The sequence below is a fragment of the Acidovorax sp. GBBC 1281 genome (assembly GCF_028473645.1).
In the GTDB taxonomy this organism is placed as follows: domain Bacteria; phylum Pseudomonadota; class Gammaproteobacteria; order Burkholderiales; family Burkholderiaceae_C; genus Paracidovorax.
Map to the genome: position 1 here is coordinate 2,655,788 of NZ_CP097269.1, position 19,474 is coordinate 2,675,261.

Consider the following 19,474-nt stretch of genomic DNA (forward strand, 5'->3'; position numbering starts at 1 on the left):
CTTCCGCGTCTGGAAACTTCCACCGGTAGGAGACACCTTGAAACTGATCCGATATGGCCAGCCGGGCGCGGAGCGTGCCGGGCTCGTCGATGCGCAAGGCATTGTCAGGGACCTGTCCATGCTGCTGCCCGACATCGGCCCCGCCCAGCTGTCGCCCCGCACCCTGGCCGCCCTCGCAGCGCTGGACCCGTCGCGCCTGCCCGTGGTGCCCGAATCGGAGCGCCTGGGCTGCCCGGTGGCGGGCGTGGGCAAGATCGTGTGCGTGGGGCTCAACTACGCCGACCATGCGGCCGAAGCGGGCCTGGCCGCGCCGGCCGAGCCCGTGCTGTTCATGAAAGCCACCACCGCGCTGAGCGGGCCCACGGACCCGGTGCGCATCCCGCCTGGCGCGCTGAAGGCCGACTGGGAGGTGGAGCTGGGCATCGTGATCGGCACCCGCGCGCAGCATGTGGCCGAAGACGCCGCGCTGCAGCATGTGGCGGGCTACGTGCTGGCCAACGACGTGTCCGAGCGCAGCTACCAGATGGAGCGCGGCGGGCAGTGGGACAAAGGCAAGGCCTACGACACGTTCGCGCCCATCGGACCCTGGCTCGTGACGGCCGACGAGGTGCCCGATCCGCACGCCATCGGCCTGTGGCTGGAGGTGGACGGCGAGCGCATGCAGGACGGGAACACGCGCAACTTCATCTTCGGGGTGCCCCGGGTGCTGTCGTACATCAGCCAGTTCATGACGCTGGAGCCGGGCGACATCGTGCTCACCGGCACGCCGGCCGGCGTGGGGCTGGGCAAGAAGCCCGTACCGCGCTTTCTGCGGCCGGGCGACGTGATGCGGCTGGGGGCCACGGGCCTGGGCGAGCAGCGCCTGGTGTGCGAAGGCGGCTGAGCCGACCTGGGCCCTGCGCCCCGGGCAGGGCGGCTACAGGAACTGCGCGCGCAGCCCCACCATGATGCGCCGTCCCGCCGCGGGCTCGAAGAAGCGCCCGTTGCCGTCGTTCACGATGAGCGAGCCCGCATAGCGGCGGTCGAACAGGTTATCGAGCCGCGCCCAGGCCTGCCAGCGGGTGTCCCCGGTGCGAAAGGCATAGCCCGCCCGCAGGCCGGCCACGGCGAATCCGGCGGCGGCCTCGGTGTTCACGTCGTTGGCGTACACCTTGCCGGACACGTCCAGCGTCGCGCCCCATTGCCATGCAGGCGACAGGGCGTGGTCCAGCGCCAGTTGCACGGTCTGGCGCGCCGTGCCCGGCAGCCGGTTGCCCGAGGGCACGGTGGCGCCGCCCACCACGACGTAGGGACTGTCGAAGAACGCATCGAGATACGTGTAGGCCACGCGCGGCTTGAAGGCGCCGGACTGGGCGCTCCAGGCCAGTTCCAGCCCGCGCCGACGCACCCGGTCGGCGTTCTGGTACACGGTGCGCCCGTTCACGGTGGCCGCCGGCACGATCTCGCCCCGGCTTTGCGCGTCGAACCAGGCCGCGTCGATGCGGTGCACCGCTCCCTGCCACTTGGCACCGACCTCCATCTGCCGGCTGCGCGAGGCGTTCAGGCCGTAGTTGGGGCCGGTGTTGCCCGTGCTGTAGGCCATCTCGGCCAGGGTGGGCGTCTCGAAGCCGCGGCCGATGTTGGCGTACAGGTTGAGCTGGTCGGTGGCACTCCACACCAGGCCCAGCACGGGACTGGTCTGGCGCCAGGTGCGCTGGCCGCTGTCGTCGGGGTTCGCGGCGGTGATGAAGCGGTCGTTGACGCTCTCGCGCACGCGGCTGGCGCGCACCCCGGCCACGGCGCGCCAGGTGGGTGTGAGCCAGGCGTCCACCTGGGCGAACCAATCGGTGTTGCCCGCGCGGTCCTGCTCGTCGCGCCGCAGCGCGCCGGGCGTGCCGTTGTTGTTGACCAGGCCCTGGCGGTGCTCGGACAGGCGGTCGGCGTCCAGCCCCAGCGTCCAGGTCAGGGGCAGGCCGGAGGCGCGGCGCACGGTGTGCGTCCAGGCCATGCCCAGGCCGTAGTAGTCGCGGTCCAGGTCCACGACGCCGCCTGCGCTGCTGGCCGCTGCGCCGCTGAACGACAGGAATTGCGTGAGCGTGCGCGTGCCGCCATAGGCGCGCACCTGAACGCTGTCGGCCGCGCCCAGTTGCCGCTCCACCACCACGCCGAACTGGTTTTGCGCCACGGATTTGCGCGTGCCGAAGTCCGTCGCCACGGACGGCGCCTGGCGAGGATCGGCCTCGAACTGCGCCCGGGTCAGGCCCAGCGGGTCCTGCGCCAGGGGCTGGTCGTAGAGATTGAGCAACGCGGTGATCCGGGTGTCGGCATCGGGCCGGGCCACCAGCTTGCCATTGAGGTGCGTGCGCCGCGCCGCGCTGTGGTCGCGCGCGCCGTCGGTTTCGAAGTGCGACACGTCGACCAGCCCGCCGAGCGTGCGGTCGCCGAAGTCGAGCGACGCATCCACCAGCCGCTGCCCGAACGAGCCCGCCGCCACCGACGCGCCGCCGCCGCCTTCGCGCGGCTCCCGCGTGGTGACCTGCAGCACGCCGCCCGCCGCGTTGCCGTAGAGCTGGGCCAGCGGCCCGCGCAGCACCTCGACCTGCGAGGCCGACTGCAGTTGCGCGGTGGCCGCCTGGCCCTGGCCGTCCGGCATGGTGGCCGGAATGCCGTCCACCAGGATGCGCACCCCGCGCACGCCGAAGGTGGAGCGCGCACCGAAGCCGCGCACCGCGATCTGCAGGTCCTGCGCGTAGTTCTGCCGGTCCAGCGCCACCACGCCCGCCTGGGCCGCGAGCAGCTCGGACAGGTTCACCAGCGGGCTGGGGGTGGAGAACGCATCGACCGCCACGCTGGTGTGGCTGGCCGCGGCATCGAAGCGGCGCTGCGCCTCGGCCTGGCCGGGCACCTGCACCGCCGGGAGCGTGGCCGTTGGCGGGTCCTGCGGAGGAAGGTTTTGGGCCCGTGCGAACCCGGCAGATGCCAGCGCGCAGCACCACAAAGCGGCCTGGGGCACCGCGCGCCGCGCGCGGCGCATCAACGGACCAGCAGGGAGGGGGCGGCGGCCTTGTCGCCCACCACGGTGCTGGCCGGTGCGGGCTGGATCAGGCCGCACAGCAGCCGGCCACCGGAATTGCCGGCAGGGTTGGTGGTGTAGTCGTCTTCCTTTTCGTGCACGACCAGTGAGCGGCCCACCACCGAGGTCTTGCCCGGCGTGAGCGAGACGTTGGCGTTCACGAAACGCACGCTGCCCCGGCCGTCGTCGCCCACGGTGATGTTGGGCAGTTCGCCCGCATGGGCCTCGTGCGAGGGCTGGCCGGGATGGCCGTGCTTTTTGGCCATGCCGGGATCGAAGTGGCCGCCGGCACCGCCGAACGCGATGGTCTGGCCGGTGGTGGCGTCCGGTCCGGGCGAGCAGGCGCCATTGGCATGGATGTGAAAGCCGTGCTTGCCCGGCGACAGGCCCTGCACCTGGATGGCCACTTCCACGCCCGCGGCGGTTTCGGTCAGGACGGCATTGCCGGCCGGTGCGCCTTCGGGCGTGACCAGGCGTGCGGTCGCGGTGGCGCGTTCCAGGCCCGGCACGGGGGTCTTGGCGACGGCGGTGCGGGAGTTGTCCGAGGCATTGCCGGCGCAGCCCGCCAGGAACAGGGCGGCCGCCACGGCGGCGGTGCTGGCAGCGAGGGTGCCGCGGCGTTGGAACGAAGCGCGGGATGGGCTGGAAAGAAGAGGGGCCATGGAATTCTCCTGAGAAGGGTGCGTCGGGATCGACGAAAAGAATGGTGAAGGAAGCGGCAGGGACGGGTGTCGTGTGATGCGTTGCGCGGCCCTGGCGCCAAGGGTGGATCAGTGGCTGCAACCGTGGTCGCGCGGTGCCCTGGCGGTGCCGCGGGCGAAGGCCCGAGGATGACCGCATGCGGGCCCGCAAGGCGTAGGACAACGGCGGCGATGCGCCTGGCGCGGCGAGGCAACGTGCGGTGCCTGGGCCATACTCGCCCCAAGCACATTTCCGGAAGGACAACGAATGGCATCGGATGGCGAAGACCGCCAGCGCTTGGGCTTGCGGGGCGGTGGCGACGTGGAAGACGCACACGTGCCCGGCGAGCGCCGCACGCGCGCGCTGGCCCGTCGGGGCATGTGGGGCATCCTGGCCTTTTGGCTCGCATTGATGGGCGTGCTTTACGTGGCCATGGACCACTACCTGAAGCCCCGCGGCGCCAGCGTGACGGCGGAGGGCGCCCTGGTGATCCCCCGTCACCGCGACGGGCACTTTCGCGTGGCCGGCACGGTGAACGGCCAGCCCGTGATGTTCATGGTGGACACCGGTGCCAGCCTGGTGGGCGTGACCGATGCGCTCGCGCGCAAGGCCAGCCTCACGGGCGGGGAAGTGACGCAGTTCCGCACCGCCAACGGCACGCGCCAGGGCCGCGTGGTGGTGGCCGATTCGGTCACCGTGCGCTCGCTGGCGGTGTCCGGCCTGCGCGTGGGCACGGGGTATACGGGCGACGACGACGAGGACGCGCTGCTGGGCCAGAACTTCCTGCAGCACTTCGACGTGGAGATCGGGCGCGACCGCATGGTGCTGCGGCCACGCAACTGAGGCCAGTTGAGCGCAGGCCCCGGGGCTGGTCGCTGCCCCGCCGCCCGGGTCAGCCCTTCTTTTGCACCGCCTGGATGATGCTGGAGAAATCCAGCGCCCCCTGGCCGGCCAGGCTGTGCGCCGCATACAGGCTGCGCGCCAGCCCGCCCAGCGGCGTGGCGGCCTTCACGGCCATGGCGTTCTCCTGCGCCAGACCCAGGTCCTTGAGCATCAGGTCGGTGCCGAAGCCGCCCGCGTAGCCCTTGCTGGCGGGGGCCGCTTCCATCACGCCGGGGTAGGGGTTGTACTTTTCCAGGGCCCAGTTGCCCCCCGAGCTGCGGCGCATGATCTCGGACAGCACCTTCGGGTCCAGCCCGTTGGCCACGCCCAGGGCGATGGCCTCGCTGGTGCCCGCCATCAGGATGCCCAGCAGCATGTTGTTGCAGATCTTGGCCGTCTGCCCCGCGCCCACGGCGCCGGCATGGAACAGGTTGGCGCCCATCTTTTCCAGGATGGGGCGGGCGCACTCCAGGTCGGCGGCATCGCCCCCCACCATGAAGGTCAGCGTGCCGGCCACGGCGCCGCCGGTGCCGCCCGAGACGGGCGCGTCGATGAACGCCAGGCCGCGCGCCTGGGCGGCCTCGGCCACCTTGCGCGAGGTGGCGGCGGCGATGGTGGAGCAGTCGATCACCAGCGTGCCGGCGGCCAGCAGCGGCAGCAGGCCGGGCTGCTGCCCGTTGCCCAGGTACAGCGATTCCACGTGCTGGCTGGCGGGCAGCATGCTGATGAGCACCTCGGCGCCCTGCACGGCCGCCGCCGCATCGGCCGCAATGGCCACGCCGCCTTCGGCCAGCTTGTCGCGCGCCGGCTGGGACAGGTCGAACGCGCGGACCTCATGCCCCGCCTTGTGCAGGTTCAGCGCCATGGGGCCGCCCATGTTGCCCAGGCCGATGAATGCGATCTTCATGGAAGTGTCTCCTTTGGTTTTGAATGAAACAGGCCTCTAGCGCAATAAGTACTAGGGCATGCTGCTATGAAATTGGTAGTGAATGCGGTCAGCGGATGGCGTCGGGCGCGTCGCCCTCCAGCATGCGGCGCGCGATGATGACCCGCATGATCTCGTTCGTGCCCTCCAGGATCTGGTGCACGCGCGCGTCGCGCATCAGGCGCTCCAGCGGGTACTCGCGGATGTAGCCGTAGCCGCCGTGCAGCTGCAGCGCCTCGTTGCACACGTTGAAGCCCGCATCGGTCGCAAAGCGCTTGGCCATGGCGCAATAGGTGCTGGCATCGCGTGCGCCCGCATCCAGCTTGGAGGCCGCCAGCCGCACCATCTGGCGCGCGGCCACCAGTTCGGTTGCCATGTCGGCCAGCTTGAACTGCAGCGCCTGAAAGCTCGCGATGGGCTTGCCGAACTGCTTGCGGTCTTGCATGTACTGCTGCGCCTGGGCCAGCGCGCCCTGCGCCGCGCCCACCGAGCAGGTGGCGATGTTGATGCGCCCGCCGTCCAGGCCCTTCATGGCGATCTTGAAGCCCTCGCCCTCGCGCCCCAGCAGGTGGTCGGCCGGAATGCGCACGTTGTCGAAGCTGATGGTGCGGGTGGGCTGGCTGTTCCAGCCCATCTTCTCTTCCTTCTTGCCGTACTGGATGCCCGGCGCATCGGCCGGCACCGCGAAGGCGCTGATGCCCGCCGCGCCCGATGCGGCGTCGCCGGTGCGGGCCATCAGCACCAGCACGTCGGTGCTGCCCGCACCGCTGATGAACGCCTTGGCGCCGTTGATGACGTATTCAGCGCCTGCCAACTCCGCCCGGGTTTTGAGCGAGGCCGCGTCCGAGCCCGCGCCGGGCTCGGTCAGGCAGTACGAGGCGAGCTTCTCGCCGCTGGCCAGCAGGGGACCCCAGCGGTCGCGCACGGCGTCGGTCGCCCAGGTGCCGAGCATCCAGGTGGCCATGTTGTGGATGGTGATGAAGGCGGTGGTGGAGGGGTCCACCGCCGCCATTTCCTCGAACACCAGGGTGGCGTCGAGCCGGGGCAGGGCCAAGCCGCCCGCGTTCTCGGGGGCGTACAGGCCGCAAAAGCCCAGGGCGCCGGCCGCGGCGATCGCCTCGCGAGGGAAGATGCCCTCGGCGTCCCAGCGGGCCGCGTGCGGCGCCAGTTCGGCGCGCGCGAAGTCGCGGGCCGTCTCGGCGAAGGCGCGCTGTTCTTCGGTCAGTTCAAAGTCCATGGATCGGGTCTCGCTGGCGGTCGTTCGTTGTTCTGCTTTGTCTCGTTGCGGGCGGGGCGGGGTGGATGGTGGCGGATGCGTTACGGCTTGGCGGAGGGATGGTCCAGCGTCAGCCAGCGCATCAAGCCCTGGCGGCGCGCCTCGGTCTCGGCGGTCAGGCAGGCGTGGTACAGGCGCGGCCACTCGGGCAGGCCCTCGGTGGACTGGGTGCCCTGCTTGCACAGCATGGTGCGCTGGCGCTGCCAGGCGGTCTGCTCTTGCCGCAGCTGTGGCCGCTCGTGGGCCGACAGCGCGCGCATCACGTCGCTGTAGAGAATCGCAATGGCCGTGTCCGCCTGCTGGTAGGTTTGCACCGCGCAGGCATTGGTCTCGGCCACCGTGCCCTCCGGCCGGCAGGGTGCGCCCGCCTGGGCGTGGGCCCCCGCGCTGAACAGCAGGGCGCAGGTCGCGCCGCTACCCCAGGCGAGCGCCGCCCACCGTTTCGTCGTGATCTTGAGAATGTGCATCCTTGGCGTTGTAGCACCGCGCGGCCCCGGCCGGCCGCTCCCGCGCCAGCGGGCTACTTCAGGCTGATGGTGGTGTTCACGCCGTGCGAGATGGTGCTGTCGTCGAACCAGCGCGCCGTGACCGTCTTGGTCTGCGTGTAGAACAGCACGACCTGCTTGCCGTACGGCCCCAGGTCGCCCAGCTTGGAAGCGCGCGAGCCCGAGAACGAGAACAGCGGCACGGGCACGGGAATCGGCACGTTGATGCCCACCTGGCCCACGTCGATCTCTTCCTGGAACTTGCGGGCTGCCGCGCCCGACTGCGTGAAGATGGCCGTGCCGTTACCGTTCGGGTTGTCGTTGATGAAGGCGATCGCTTCGTCGATGTCGGCCGCCGCGCCCAGGCACAGCACCGGGCCGAAGACCTCCTGATCGTAGATGGACATGCCGGGCTTCACGCCGCTGAACACCGTGGGGCCGACGAAGTTGCCTTTTTCGTAGCCCGCCACCTGCGGCTTGCGGCCGTCCAGTTCCAGCTTTGCGCCATCGGCGATGCCGCGCTCGATCAGGCTTTCCACCCGGTCCTTCGCTGCGCACGAGACCAATGGGCCCACGTCGGTGCCCTTGTCGGTGCCGCCGCTCACCTTGAGCGTCTTGGCCTTGGCGACGAGGTCGGGAATCCACTGCTGGGCCTCGCCCACCAGCACCACCACCGACAGCGCCATGCAGCGCTGGCCCGCGGCGCCGAAGGCGGCACCGGCCAGGGCGTTGAGCGTCTGCTCCTTGTTGGCGTCGGGCATGACGATGGCGTGGTTCTTCGCGCCCATCATGCATTGCACGCGCTTGCCGTTCAGGCTGGCGCGGTTGTACACGTGCGTGCCCACCTTGGTGCTGCCCACGAAGCTGATCGCTTTGATGTCCGGGTGGTCGCAGATGGCGTTCACCGCGTCCTCGCCGCCGTGCACCACGTTCAGCACGCCCGGGGGTACGCCGGCCTCCAGCGCCAGCTCGCACAGGCGCATGGTCACCATGGGGTCCTGCTCGGAGGGCTTGAGCACGAAGGTGTTGCCCGTGGCGATGGCCATGGGGAACATCCACAGGGGGATCATGGCGGGGAAGTTGAACGGGGTGATGCCCGCGCACACGCCCAGCGGCTGCATCAGCGTGTAGGTGTCCACGCCGCCGGCCACGTTGTTGGCCAACTCGCCCAGCTGCAGGTTGCCGATGGCGCTCGCGTGCTCCACCACCTCCAGGCCGCGGAACACATCGCCCTCGGCATCGGGCAGCGTCTTGCCTTGCTCGGCCGTCAGGATCGCGGCCAGTTCGGCCATGTTCTCGCGGATCAACTGCTGGTACTTGAGAAAGATGCGCGCCCGCGCGCCGATGGCCGTTTTCTTCCAGGTCTTGAAGGCTTCCTTGCCTGAGGCGACGGCGGCGTTGATCTCCTCTGGCGTGGCGAAGGGCACGCGCGCCAGCACTTCCTGCGTGGCGGGGTTCACCACATTGCGCCACTGGGTGGTTTGTGACTCGACGAACTGGCCGCCGATCAGCAGCTTGACGGTGGGGGCCAGGGCGGCCTGTGGGGCCTTTTGAGCGGTGATGGATGCGTCCATGGTGTCTTGTCTCCTGTGTGTGTCTGTCATGCGGTGCCGGGACAATGGCCTGAGCGGGCGGCCGGGCAGGGCGCCGGGGCCGCAACCGCGGGCAAATCCCGGTGGCCTGCGCATCCTAGCTGTGCGAAATTGCCAGCACAAGGCGCATGCGTGCACCTTGGGTTTGCAAATTTGCACAGGCTTCGGCTGGCCGATCAGCATGCGCCCCCACGAAGAACATATGGATGAGAGGGCCTCACACGAATGGAATGGGACAACCTGCGCTACTTTCTGGAGCTGGCGCGCTCCGGCACACTGGCCGGCGCGGCACGCCGCACGGGCGTGGAGCACACCACGGTGGCCCGCCGCATCCAGTCGCTGGAAAAGCAGATGGGCGCACCGCTGTTCGCACGCGAGGCCGGCGGGCACCGCCTGACGGAGGCGGGCCGGCAACTGCTGCCCGCCGTCGAGGCCATGGAAACCGCCGTGCTCGGTCTGGAGCGCGCGGCCCCGGCGAATGCGGCGGCGGGCCTGTCCGGGGTGGTGCGCGTGGGCGCGACGGAAGGCTTCGGCACGCTCATCCTCGCGCCGCACCTGGCACGGCTCACGCAGAAGAACCCCGGCCTCACCATCGACCTGCTGGCCTTGCCGCGCATGCTGCACCTGTCCCGGCGCGAGGCAGACATCGTCATCTCGCTGGAGCGCCCCGCGCGGGGATCGGTCATCGTCGCCAAGCTGGCGGACTACACGTTGCACCTGTACGGCCAGCGCGAGTACCTGGCCCGTCGCCCGCTGGTCTCGACCCGGGACGATCTGCGCCACCATGCCTTCGTGAGCTATGTGGACGATTTGCTCTTCACCAAGGAACTGCAGTTTCTGGACGCATTGCACCGTCCGGCGCGGTTCGCGTTTCGCAGCACCAGCATCACGGCGCAGTACGAAGCGGTGCGCGCCGGCGCGGGGTTGGCCGTGCTCCCGGCCTTTCTGGCCGACCGCGATCCGGTGCTGGCCCGGGTGCTGCCCGAAGAAGCCCGATTCACGCGAACCTTCTGGATGAGCATGCCCGCCGAGGCCAAGCACCAGGCGCGCATCCAGGCGGTCTGGACCTGGCTGAAAGAGGTGTCTTCCGACAAGACGCTCAAAATCATTCACGCGCCGGATGCGTCGGAGCGGCTTTGTTGCACAAAGCGATGCAGCTCGCTGGTAGTCTGACCAGATGAGTGAAGGCAAGAAGATGCGGACCCGCTACCGCACGACAAACTGGGCACAGTACAACGCGGCATTGAAGGCCCGTGGATCGCTGACGATGTGGCTGGATAGGGGGATGCAGTGGCTGGCTGAGCCCAAAGGCAAACGCGGTCGCAACCAAACGTTCTCGGATGCCGCGATCCAGTTCTGTCTGAGCATCAAGTGCCTGTTTGGTCAGCCCCTTCGCCAAGCGCTTGGCATGGTCCAAAGCCTGCTCAAGCTGGCTGGGGTGAACTGGCCGGTCCCTGACTTCAGCACGGTCTGTCGGCGCCAAAAGGATCTGCAAGTCCAACTGAACTACCAGCCGAGGAGCTCACCGCTGCACCTGCTGGTGGACAGCACAGGCATTAAGTTCCTGGGAGAAGGTGAATGCAAGCGCAAAAGGCACGGGGCCGAATACCGGCGCGAATGGCGTAAGGTTCATTTGGGCATCGATGCTCAGACACTGGAGATCCGGGCCATCGAGGTCACCAGCAACGCCATTGGAGATGCGCCCATGCTGCCGCAGTTGCTGGCGCAAATGACCAAGATGCACTGCTTCAAGCGCTTGGGCGAGCGGGTCATGGCACGAACGTTTGAGCGTCAGGTGGTTGAGCTGCATGTCCGAGTTGCGCTGCTGAACCGGTTCAGCCAGCTTGGACGGCCTGAAACCGTCGCGGTGGCGGCTGTGGCATGAGTGCGCCTGGGGCTGGGGTCATAACGCGCTCGATTCGGTTTGTGCAACAAAGCCACGGCAATTAACCGAAAGACCCCGGAAAGCGCTTCGGATATGTAATAAAAAGCGACCGGCGGGGTGTTTCGATTCGTAGATTGCTATTTTTTTAATAGCGCGCGTCCGCGCGCTTTCCGGCATTTACTGCACTCCATCCAAAGGGTTGTAAGGGGCCCATCGGCAATATTCATCGCGGCCATAGCCAAACCCCCCTTGTGAGCGACATTCCGCCACGTGGATCATTCGCTTCCCTTAACGACTAGAGCGGAGTTTCCATGACAACCAGAAAAATCTTCACCGCAGCGCTGGTGCTGCAAGGCGCGCTGGTAGCGCCCGCGGCGTTCGCCCAATCCGCCCTCACGCGCGACAACGGCGCCCTGGTGGGCGACAACCAGAATTCGCAGACCGCCGGCCCGAACGGCCCCACCTTGCTGCAGGACGTGCAGCTGATCCAGAAGCTGCAGCGCTTCGATCGCGAGCGCATTCCCGAGCGCGTCGTGCATGCCCGCGGCACCGGCGTGCGCGGCGAGTTCGTGGCGACGGAAGACCTGTCTTCGCTGACCCAGGCCAAGGTGTTCAGCGCCGGCGAACGCACCCCGGTGTTCGTGCGGTTCTCTTCCGTGGTGCACGGCAACCATTCCCCCGAGACGCTGCGTGACCCCCGCGGCTTCGCGACCAAGTTCTACACGAGCCAGGGCAACTGGGATCTGGTGGGCAACAACTTCCCCACCTTCTTCATCCGCGACGCCATCAAGTTTCCAGACATGGTGCACGCGTTCAAGCCGGACCCCCGCACTAACCTGGACGACGATTCCCGCCGCTTCGACTTCTTCTCGCACGTGCCGGAGGCCACGCGCACGCTCACGCTGCTGTATTCGAACGAGGGCACGCCCGCCGGCTACCGGTTCATGGACGGCAACGGAGTGCATGCCTACAAGCTGGTCAACAGCCAGGGCCAGGTGCACTACGTGAAGTTTCACTGGAAGAGCCTGCAGGGGCTGAAGAACCTGGATCCCAAGCAGGTCGCCGCCGTCCAGGCCAAGGACTACAGCCACATGACCAACGACCTGGTCAATGCGATCAAGCAGGGCGATTTTCCCAAGTGGGATCTGTACGTGCAGGTGCTCAAGCCCGAGGACCTGAACAAGTTCGAGTTCAACGCGCTGGACGCCACCAAGATCTGGCCCGATGTGCCTGAACGCAAGATCGGCCAGATGGTGCTGAACAAGAACGTGGACAACTTCTTCCAGGAAACCGAACAGGTCGCCATGGCGCCCGCCAACGTCGTGCCGGGCATCGAGCCCTCGGAAGACCGCCTGCTGCAGGGCCGCGTGTTCTCGTACGCCGACACGCAGCTGTACCGGGTGGGCACCAACGGCCTGAGCCTGCCGGTGAACCGCCCCCGCGTCGGCGTGAACAACGGCAACCAGGACGGCACGCTGAACTTCGGCCAGACCACCAGCGGCGTGAACTACGAGCCCAGCCGCCTGGAGCCCCGCCCGCAGGTCTCGGCGGCGCGCTACAGCCAGTTGCCGCTGTCCGGCACCACGCAGCAGGCCAAGATCGGCAAGGAGCAGAACTTCAAGCAGGCTGGTGATCTGTACCGCAGCTACGGCAAGAAGGACCGCGAGGACCTGATCCAGAGCTTCGGCGAATCGCTGGCCGGCGCCGATGCCGAGAGCAAGCACATCATCCTGTCGTTCCTGTACAAGGCCGATCCCGAGTACGGCACGGGCGTGGCCCGCGTGGCCAAGGGCGACCTGGCCCGCGTGAAGCAACTGGCCTCCGCGCTGCAAGACTGACGCGAGGCATGCGATGCGCACGGGGTGGCCGTCCTGGCGCCCGCGTGCTGCATCGAGGGGCGCCGCTGGCGGTGCCCCTCCCACGACCGTCCCCCCATTTCAAGGAGATCGGCATGTCCCTTTCCCATCGATCGTGCCCCTGGGTGCTAGCAGTGCTGTGTGCGGGCGCGATGGCGGCCGGCGCAGCGGGTGCGGCCTCCAGCGCGGCCCCGGGCACGGCGGCAGCGGCACCCGCGTCGCCACCCGCAGCCTCGGCAGGCGCCGAGCCGGCAGCCTCGACCGATCCGGCCCAGGTCCAGCGGCAGTTGCGCCGCTATTTCTTCGACGCGGCCCGCGAGGGCCGGCGTGACATGCTCGGCGAGTTCATCGCCGCCCGCTACGACCTCAATGTCCGCGATGAAAAAGGCTACACCGCGCTCATCCTGGCGGCCTACCACGGGCACCGCGAGGTGGTGGAGCAATTGCTCAAGGCCGGTGCCGACCCCTGCGTGCAGGACCTGCGCGGCAACACCGCCCTGATGGGCGCGATCTTCAAGGGCGAGGTGGCGATCGCGCGGCGGCTGGTGCAGGCCGACTGCGCCCCCGATCAGCGCAACAACGCCGGCCAGACCGCCGCCATGTACGCCGCCCTGTTCCAGCGGACCGAACTGCTGCAGGCCCTGGCGGCCAAGGGCGCGGACCTCGGCGCCAAGGACGCGCGGGGCAACGATGTGTCGCAGCTGCAGCGCGGCGAATTCGCCGGTTCACCCGCGCGGTGAGCCTTTGCAGGGCTTCAAGCCAAATTGCCCTCCAGCGCAATGGGAACTAGGGCATTTTGCTATCAAAATAATAGTAACGGTGGTCAGCTGCGCCCCACCACGCGAAAGCGCTCGGCGTTCGCCTGCAGCCATTGCTGGGCCAGCGCCTCGGCCGTGGGCGATGCGTGTTCCTGATCGGGGTGGAAGTCGCTGCGCAGGTAGCGCACCAGCGCCGGCAGCGAGCGCCAGGCCACGCCATCGCGCCCCCAGAAGAACCGCAGCGCACTCCAGGCCGTGGAGGGGCGCCACAGCGTGCCGTCGCGCTGCAGGTTGAGCACCGTCTGGCGCATCGCATCGACGGTGAACACCAGCGCCACATACAAGTACCAACGCACCCGCCAGGCGTTGCTGCCGCCCGCGGCGCGGTAGAGATCGAAGGCGACGGCACGGTGCTCGGTCTCCTCGGCGGCATGCCAGCGCCACACGGTCTGCAGCGTGGCGTCGGCGCCATCGAGCCAGCGCGCATGGCGCAGCGTACCGTCGGCCAGCAGGGCCGTGAAGTGTTCGTAGGCGCAGGTCACCGCCAGGGCGTGCAGCGGATTCTTGGTCCGCAGGTGCAGGCGGGCGATGCGTCCGCGCGCCCAGTGCTGCCAGTGGTTCTGCAGGCCCTGGCGCTCCAGTTCGGCGTTGTAGAGCCCGTGCAGATGCCGGTGCGTGGCCTCCTGCCCGATGAAGCCGCGCAACAGGGCCTGGAAGCGGGTGGCCAGCGGCCCATGGGGGTTGCCCAGCAGCGGCGTGACATCACGCACGGAATCGATGAAGAATTGCTCGCCCACCGGAAAGCTCATCGACAGCGCGTTGAAGAACTGCGTGCGGAAGGCATCGCCGCCGTGCCAGTGGCGGGCGAAGCCCTTTTGCAGGTCCACTTCGAGCTTGCGCACGGGGAGGGTGGCGGCGGCGGCTGCTGCGGCGGGCGCGGGGTCGGGGGAGGCGGGGATCTCGGACATGGGAGGCGGCTTTCCAGAAACGGCGGTGGCCCGGCAACGCCGCCGGGCTCCGTTTTCTGAGGATTATTCAGTTTTAAACCGGACGCGCTACTCGCCTACCGCTCAGGTTTTTCGGGGCAGCCCGATCACCCGGAATAAGGCTCCGAGACCGCGTGGGTACTGCGTTTCAGGCGTGAGCCGATCGTGCGACCGTCCAGACTTTGGCCGCCTTACTCATGTTTGGGAAAAGGTCGCTGTGCAGGAGCTACCGTGCGATACGCTGTGCTGGTGGACGCCATTCTTCGCCGGGCCGTCTGCAGCGCGTTCCGCTCCGCACACCCGGCACCAACCGAGGCCGCCGATGAAGATCGAGATTCCCGAAGCCAAGACGCTCGTGCACACGATGCGCTTTCCCGTGCGCTGGGGGTGATCTCGGTTTCAGTGCAAAATCGGAATCCTGAGTCAAAAAACTCCTTGGCGACAACGACTTAGGAGCGTTTTATAGTGTCTCCTGCATTGGGGAGGACGCTGATGTCGAGCTACCGGTACAGATTCGTTGGGTTCGAGAAACTTCCATCGGGCCTGAACGATGATGACGTGCAACTGCACTGTCGCCTGCCTGACAGTTTGGTCAAGGAGATTCGTGATAGCAACTATGCCAAGCGTTACCACTTGGGACTGGCCGTTCAACTTTCCTTTCTGGCTCTTACAGGCAGAGAGCCAGACAGCAAACTCAGGATGCCGCCGGCAATGCTGCGCTTGCTGTGTGAACAGCTTCGCATCAGCAACACCGCGATAGCTTCTCTTAAGGCGCTTTACCAGAACGCTGATCGCACGCTCGCCAACCACCGCGCCTGGGTTCGAGAGAAACTTGGCTTAGCGGCTTACGATGCAGGCGCCGAGGTGCGTTTGCAAGCAGCACTTTCCCAGCAAGCCATCGATGCCGCTTCGGTGGATGAACTCCTCAGCTCTGCCGAACACTGGCTTTTCGACAACAAGATTGTCCTGCCCGGCAAGCGCCACATTCAAGACCGTGCTCGGTCGGCCTTCCGGGTGATTGAGGAATTGGCGCTCGCCACCATTCGGACTGCAGTAACCCCTATACGACTTCGCGCAATTCTCAAGGTCATGCACGAGGAGAGCATGTCCCCTGGAATTTCAGTCCTTGAGTGGCTCAAGCAATCAGCAGGCAAACACAGCTTGAAGGCCCTCAAAGAGGTCAACTCGCGTATAGAAGCTCTGAAGGCGCTCGGCGTCCACTCGTGGAACTTGCAAGGGCTTTCCATCGGTCGCATCCACGCGTTCGCCCAAGCAGTGATGAACAGGCCGCCCTCTGAGACTGCCCGCCGAATTGAAGACACCCGCTCCGTAGAGATTGTCTGTTTCCTCAAGCATTTGCTCGGTGAACTCAGTGACGAAGCTATCTTTCGCAACAACCGGCATACCAGCGACATCATTCGTTTGGGATCTACCCGTGTGCAAGCGAAACAGGCGCAGCGCGCTCATGAGTACCGCAGCTCCATCGAATCGATGCGGAACATAGCGGGCAACACTGACATAAACGCCGAGGAGCGTCTGGCGGCCATCATGGCTCTTGCTGAGGGTGTCTTGGGGCTCCCTCCTGTCAGCCATGCTGAGGTCGTCAGGGAAACTCTGATGGAGCAGACAACGAAAGTGCGGAATCTGCTGGCCGGGATGACCTGCCTTGATCTGCAAGCGGATCCAGCGCATGCAGACAGCAGGCTTCTTGCCGCACTGCGGGCCTTGCAAGCGGCAGAAGCCAAAGAATTGCCGAGTGACTTTGACACGTCGCTGGTCGAATCCAAGTGGCGGCCACTGCTGGAGGGGCCAGACCGCGTAGCCGCTCTTCGCGCTTTTGAAGGGTGCGCTCTGCGGCGCATTTGCAAAGGTCTGCGTGGCGGTAGCTTTTATGTGAACCACAGTGCGACATACCAGAGCAAAGAGAGTCTGCTGATCCCACAGGAAGAATGGGAACGTGACAAACAAGCACTGTGCGAAGCCTACGGCCTGGAGCTAGACCCAAGAAAAGCTCTTGCTCTCCAGTATGAATTGCTGCGAGCGGGACTTGCGGATGTCGAGGCCGGACTAGAAAAAGGCTTGCTCGAAATCGATGAAGACGGCTCGGTCAGAATCCCGGCCATAAGGGCCATGGAGGAAGAGCCAGCGCTGCGCCGCACGAACCAGTTCCTGAACGAAATCATTGGAACGACACAGTTGTCAGACATCATCTTGGAGATCGATAGTCGCACCCAGGTCAGCACGATGCTGATGGGGCGCCAGCCTGAGACGGCACAGGAGCTTGTAGCCCTGTATACAGGCTTGTTGGCGCACGGAACCGAGATCGACGCAAAAGCTGCAGCTTCCATGATTCCAGGCGTTCCTGTGAGTCACGTTTCTGCCGCCATGCGCATGCTTGAAGCGCCTGGACGCCTGCGTGCGGCCAACGACAGCGTGGTTGCGTTTCAGCAGCGCTTTGCAATCGTCAACCTGTGGAGCGACGGGAAAAAAGCCTCTTCAGACATGATGGCTCTGGACGCTACCCGTCACCTGTCTATTGCCCGAACCGATCCTCGCAGAAAGACCGCTGCCGCAGGTATCTACACCCATATTCTGGGCAGCTACCCCGTCATCTTCGATCAGCCTATCGTGCTGATGACGCGCCAGGATGCTCCCGCTGTGCATGGAATTGACGCCTACAACTCCAACAGCGAGGATCGGATCAAGGTTGATCTTCTGGCCGTAGATACACACGGCTATACCTATTCCGGCATGAGCGTGGCCAAGCTGCTCAAGTTCGATTTGTGCCCGCAACTGGCGGGCCTGCCAGATCGCAAAATCTGGACGCCCCGCTCGATCAAGGTGCCGGAGGGCCTGGAGAAAGTGGCAATTCCCGCGATTTCCGAAAAAGCCATCCGTGATGGTTGGGACCAGACCATGCGGCTCATTGCCTCAATCAAGTCCGGGCGCGTCAGTGTGGCCTGGGCACTGGCTCGCCATGGAAGCGCGGCGGCTGGAGATGAAGTGCGTAGTTGCCTGGATCAGTACGGCCGCTTGCTTCGCTCCGTTTTCCTGTGTGACTACTTCACCAACGCTGCCTTCCGACGGGAGATCCATACTCTTCTCAATCGTGGCGAATCGGTTCACTTGCTGCAACGCGCCATCTACTATGGGCGCGTCGCTGCCGAGCGCGGTCGGCGCCGCGACGAACTCCGGTCCATCTCCGGTGCTCATGCACTTCTGACCAATATGGTGATCGGCTGGAACACCATGAAGCTTCAGGAAACCGTGGATCGGTTGAAGTCCGGTGGTCAACGCATCGAGGAAGATGTGCTGCGACGCATCGGGCCTGTCCATTTCGGGCACATCAATTTTCGGGGCTTGATGAGCTTCAGCGTGGAGCGGTATGCGAGCGTGCTGCTGCGGGAGCAAACACCTGCAAAACGAACCCGGGCCAATTGAATCCAAAAAGCCGTTGCATTTCCGGTTTCTATTTTTCTTTGCAAAATCGGAAAGCTGTTCTATATGAATCAATGACTTAGCGGCGCCTGCCATTTCGTGTTTTCATTTTTTTGTGCAAAACCGGAAAGTAGAGTTAGAGCTGGACGTTCGGAATGCGGCGTCCAAACGAACTCTTCTCCTGCTAGCCACACCATCAATAAGAGATCCCATCTCGCGCCCAATCAATCGGAATGTGGGTTGTGCCCCGCTCGGATTTTGACCCTTGCCCCGGTTTTGGACCGAGATATGTTTCACAAAAGGGATTGAAGGCGGGACGTCAGTTGTGATCCGGACGTGGGCGTGAGCCCGGTGCGCCCACTGACCAAAAACAACGACTTGCAGAACGGCCGATAGAGCCACGATCGATCATCCACGGCCACCCAGTTGCAATGCGGGAGATTGTTGGCCCAAAGCCAGGCATGACACTCCGCTTCCCGCTCGTACCCCACCAGCGTATTCGGGACGTTCGCTAGATCGCAATATATGGGGGTGATGCCTTCGATCATGGCGGCAATGTCCGCAGAGAACCTTTGCAGCAGATCCTCATAGGATTGTTCCAGGCGCCAAGTGCTGGTGATCACGATTCGGCACCCTGGTACATGCCGTAGCGCATCTTCCAGGATCGGTAGACAGCAAAAGTGCTTGGACGCATGGCAATGCTCTGGGTGCAAGACCCCATCAAAGTCCAGGAAGAGTATGGGCACAGCGCGACTTCAGAAACAGATTTCCAACAGGGACGAAATTTCTACCGAATTCGCGTGCCAATGAGACTAGTTGGTCGTGGTCTTTTTAGTCTCATTGGACGGAAATCGGGTGGATGTCTTCCCGAAAGCGTGTCCAACCCCAAGCCGACTTTGGTCGGGCGCTGCAGCAATTGCGCGCTGCAAGGGGGTTGGTGCAGGAGGACATGTTGCTGGCCACCAGCCGCCGCCACATCAGTCGCATCGAGCAGAGACATCAAGTGCCCAGTATCCGCACTATTGAGGTGTTGGCTGATCAGATGCAAATCCATCCTTTGACATTGATCGCTGCCGCGTACTGCCCGGACCTGGACACGATTGTGGTCAATGAACTCCTCAAGACCGTCAAAGCGGACTTCAAGGGCATCATTTCAGACTAGGCGTAGCATTCCGATGCTGCCTGTTCCTTGGCGTGCTGAACCAGTATTTGAAGTCCTTGTATCAGCCCGGTGCCAATGGGCGTGGCATCTTGGCGTTGCAGCATCCGATTGACGATCTCACGATCAACGGCAGTGCTGAGCAAGCACAGAGCTTCCTGCAGAGTCTCCAAGCCCACTTCCATACTATCTCCCGAACGTTTGGCACCCGCTTTGGTCAGAAGCAACAGAGTGAGCGGTAAGGCAGCACGAGCGGGATCATGATCCCCGCTCCAATCCACGCCAGACAGAAGGTCTCTGAACTGGTCTGACACCAACAAGAGGTGTTTGTCATCCAGCGCATCCGGCAAGATGGCTTCCCATCCGCGTGATGTGATCAGGCCCAGCATGTCCTCTGCTCCAAATTTTCCGAGGGTCGCTTTTTCCAAACGCAGCATCATTGTTCATTCCAGTTAATATGAGACCAATTGGTCCTGTTCAGGACCGTGGCGTGCGAAGA

General features: G+C 65.4%; 17 protein-coding genes. 8 read left to right on the plus strand and 9 right to left on the minus strand.

The window, feature by feature from the left end:
* The first annotated feature begins 37 nt into the window (after window positions 1-37).
* On the plus strand, window positions 38-883 hold the full coding sequence (locus tag M5C96_RS12320) for a fumarylacetoacetate hydrolase family protein (RefSeq protein ID WP_272569375.1): 846 nt from the start codon (window positions 38-40) through the stop codon (window positions 881-883).
* A 33-nt stretch (window positions 884-916) separates the two neighbouring features.
* On the opposite strand, the gene M5C96_RS12325 is transcribed toward M5C96_RS12320, so the two are convergent.
* Complete coding sequence (locus M5C96_RS12325) at window positions 917-3,013, minus strand: TonB-dependent receptor family protein (protein WP_442867388.1); 2,097 nt, start codon at window positions 3,011-3,013, stop codon at window positions 917-919.
* On the minus strand, window positions 3,013-3,714 hold the full coding sequence (locus tag M5C96_RS12330; protein WP_272569377.1) for a superoxide dismutase family protein: 702 nt from the start codon (window positions 3,712-3,714) through the stop codon (window positions 3,013-3,015). Before M5C96_RS12330 ends, M5C96_RS12325 begins: the two co-directional genes overlap by 1 nt.
* Window positions 3,715-4,000: 286 nt before the next feature.
* Between M5C96_RS12330 and M5C96_RS12335 the strand changes: the two genes are divergently transcribed.
* Window positions 4,001-4,576, plus strand: a complete 576-nt coding sequence (locus M5C96_RS12335; protein ID WP_272569378.1) for a retropepsin-like aspartic protease family protein — start codon at window positions 4,001-4,003, stop codon at window positions 4,574-4,576.
* A 49-nt stretch (window positions 4,577-4,625) separates the two neighbouring features.
* Here M5C96_RS12335 and mmsB read toward each other — a convergent pair whose 3' ends face one another.
* The 4 genes from mmsB to M5C96_RS12355 form a co-directional block, all read right to left on the minus strand.
* Entirely contained in the window at window positions 4,626-5,522 is an 897-nt protein-coding gene (gene mmsB / locus M5C96_RS12340; protein ID WP_272569379.1) for a 3-hydroxyisobutyrate dehydrogenase, read from the minus strand.
* An 88-nt stretch (window positions 5,523-5,610) separates the two neighbouring features.
* Entirely contained in the window at window positions 5,611-6,777 is a 1,167-nt protein-coding gene (locus tag M5C96_RS12345; protein ID WP_272569380.1) for an acyl-CoA dehydrogenase family protein, read from the minus strand.
* Window positions 6,778-6,857: 80 nt separating this feature from the next.
* Window positions 6,858-7,283, minus strand: a complete 426-nt coding sequence (locus M5C96_RS12350; RefSeq protein ID WP_272569381.1) for a lysozyme inhibitor LprI family protein — start codon at window positions 7,281-7,283, stop codon at window positions 6,858-6,860.
* Between the two features lie 53 nt (window positions 7,284-7,336).
* Window positions 7,337-8,875 carry a CoA-acylating methylmalonate-semialdehyde dehydrogenase gene (locus M5C96_RS12355; RefSeq protein WP_272569382.1) on the minus strand — a complete coding sequence of 513 codons (1,539 nt, stop codon included), beginning with the start codon at window positions 8,873-8,875 and terminating at the stop codon, window positions 7,337-7,339.
* Window positions 8,876-9,118: 243 nt separating this feature from the next.
* On the opposite strand from M5C96_RS12355, the gene M5C96_RS12360 reads away from it, so the two are divergent.
* From M5C96_RS12360 to M5C96_RS12375, 4 genes are all read left to right on the plus strand, one after another.
* Complete coding sequence (locus tag M5C96_RS12360; RefSeq protein WP_272569383.1) at window positions 9,119-10,066, plus strand: LysR family transcriptional regulator; 948 nt, start codon at window positions 9,119-9,121, stop codon at window positions 10,064-10,066.
* A gap of 4 nt (window positions 10,067-10,070) precedes the next feature.
* Window positions 10,071-10,778 (plus strand): IS5 family transposase, encoded by a 708-nt coding sequence (locus M5C96_RS12365; RefSeq protein WP_272563731.1) that lies wholly within the window; start codon window positions 10,071-10,073, stop codon window positions 10,776-10,778.
* Between the two features lie 311 nt (window positions 10,779-11,089).
* Window positions 11,090-12,616, plus strand: a complete 1,527-nt coding sequence (katB, locus tag M5C96_RS12370) for a catalase KatB (RefSeq protein WP_272569385.1) — start codon at window positions 11,090-11,092, stop codon at window positions 12,614-12,616.
* Window positions 12,617-12,729: 113 nt separating this feature from the next.
* The gene (locus M5C96_RS12375) at window positions 12,730-13,374 is read left to right on the plus strand and encodes an ankyrin repeat domain-containing protein (protein ID WP_272569386.1); all 645 of its coding nucleotides are present in this window, start codon (window positions 12,730-12,732) and stop codon (window positions 13,372-13,374) included.
* Window positions 13,375-13,457: 83 nt separating this feature from the next.
* On the opposite strand, the gene M5C96_RS12380 is transcribed toward M5C96_RS12375, so the two are convergent.
* Window positions 13,458-14,360, minus strand: a complete 903-nt coding sequence (locus tag M5C96_RS12380) for a metal-dependent hydrolase (RefSeq protein WP_272569388.1) — start codon at window positions 14,358-14,360, stop codon at window positions 13,458-13,460.
* A gap of 510 nt (window positions 14,361-14,870) precedes the next feature.
* Between M5C96_RS12380 and M5C96_RS12385 the strand changes: the two genes are divergently transcribed.
* Window positions 14,871-17,819, plus strand: a complete 2,949-nt coding sequence (locus M5C96_RS12385) for a Tn3 family transposase (protein WP_272569389.1) — start codon at window positions 14,871-14,873, stop codon at window positions 17,817-17,819.
* 290 nt (window positions 17,820-18,109) lie between these two features.
* On the opposite strand, the gene M5C96_RS12390 is transcribed toward M5C96_RS12385, so the two are convergent.
* Complete coding sequence (locus tag M5C96_RS12390; protein WP_272569390.1) at window positions 18,110-18,562, minus strand: HAD domain-containing protein; 453 nt, start codon at window positions 18,560-18,562, stop codon at window positions 18,110-18,112.
* Between the two features lie 113 nt (window positions 18,563-18,675).
* Here M5C96_RS12390 and M5C96_RS12395 point away from each other — a divergent pair, with 113 nt between their 5' ends.
* Window positions 18,676-18,978, plus strand: coding sequence for a helix-turn-helix domain-containing protein (locus M5C96_RS12395; protein WP_272569391.1), 303 nt, complete (start codon window positions 18,676-18,678; stop codon window positions 18,976-18,978).
* Here the strand turns inward: M5C96_RS12395 and M5C96_RS12400 are convergent.
* On the minus strand, window positions 18,975-19,415 hold the full coding sequence (locus tag M5C96_RS12400) for a hypothetical protein (protein ID WP_272569393.1): 441 nt from the start codon (window positions 19,413-19,415) through the stop codon (window positions 18,975-18,977). The two genes, M5C96_RS12395 and M5C96_RS12400, sit on opposite strands and share 4 nt — an antisense overlap.
* Window positions 19,416-19,474 lie beyond the last annotated feature (59 nt).

Excerpts from the sequence above, each read along its gene's own strand:
- M5C96_RS12325 (WP_442867388.1), bottom strand. The coding sequence starts at position 3,013 with ATGCGCCGCGCGCGGCGCGCGGTGCCCCAGGCCGCTTTGTGGTGCTGC.
- M5C96_RS12330 (WP_272569377.1), bottom strand. The coding sequence starts at position 3,714 with ATGGCCCCTCTTCTTTCCAGCCCATCCCGCGCTTCGTTCCAACGCCGC.
- M5C96_RS12335 (WP_272569378.1), top strand. The coding sequence starts at position 4,001 with ATGGCATCGGATGGCGAAGACCGCCAGCGCTTGGGCTTGCGGGGCGGT.
- mmsB (WP_272569379.1), bottom strand. The coding sequence starts at position 5,522 with ATGAAGATCGCATTCATCGGCCTGGGCAACATGGGCGGCCCCATGGCG.
- M5C96_RS12345 (WP_272569380.1), bottom strand. The coding sequence starts at position 6,777 with ATGGACTTTGAACTGACCGAAGAACAGCGCGCCTTCGCCGAGACGGCC.
- M5C96_RS12350 (WP_272569381.1), bottom strand. The coding sequence starts at position 7,283 with ATGCACATTCTCAAGATCACGACGAAACGGTGGGCGGCGCTCGCCTGG.
- M5C96_RS12355 (WP_272569382.1), bottom strand. The coding sequence starts at position 8,875 with ATGGACGCATCCATCACCGCTCAAAAGGCCCCACAGGCCGCCCTGGCC.
- M5C96_RS12360 (WP_272569383.1), top strand. The coding sequence starts at position 9,119 with ATGGAATGGGACAACCTGCGCTACTTTCTGGAGCTGGCGCGCTCCGGC.
- M5C96_RS12365 (WP_272563731.1), top strand. The coding sequence starts at position 10,071 with ATGAGTGAAGGCAAGAAGATGCGGACCCGCTACCGCACGACAAACTGG.
- katB (WP_272569385.1), top strand. The coding sequence starts at position 11,090 with ATGACAACCAGAAAAATCTTCACCGCAGCGCTGGTGCTGCAAGGCGCG.
- M5C96_RS12375 (WP_272569386.1), top strand. The coding sequence starts at position 12,730 with ATGTCCCTTTCCCATCGATCGTGCCCCTGGGTGCTAGCAGTGCTGTGT.
- M5C96_RS12380 (WP_272569388.1), bottom strand. The coding sequence starts at position 14,360 with ATGTCCGAGATCCCCGCCTCCCCCGACCCCGCGCCCGCCGCAGCAGCC.
- M5C96_RS12385 (WP_272569389.1), top strand. The coding sequence starts at position 14,871 with ATGTCGAGCTACCGGTACAGATTCGTTGGGTTCGAGAAACTTCCATCG.
- M5C96_RS12395 (WP_272569391.1), top strand. The coding sequence starts at position 18,676 with ATGTCTTCCCGAAAGCGTGTCCAACCCCAAGCCGACTTTGGTCGGGCG.
- M5C96_RS12400 (WP_272569393.1), bottom strand. The coding sequence starts at position 19,415 with ATGATGCTGCGTTTGGAAAAAGCGACCCTCGGAAAATTTGGAGCAGAG.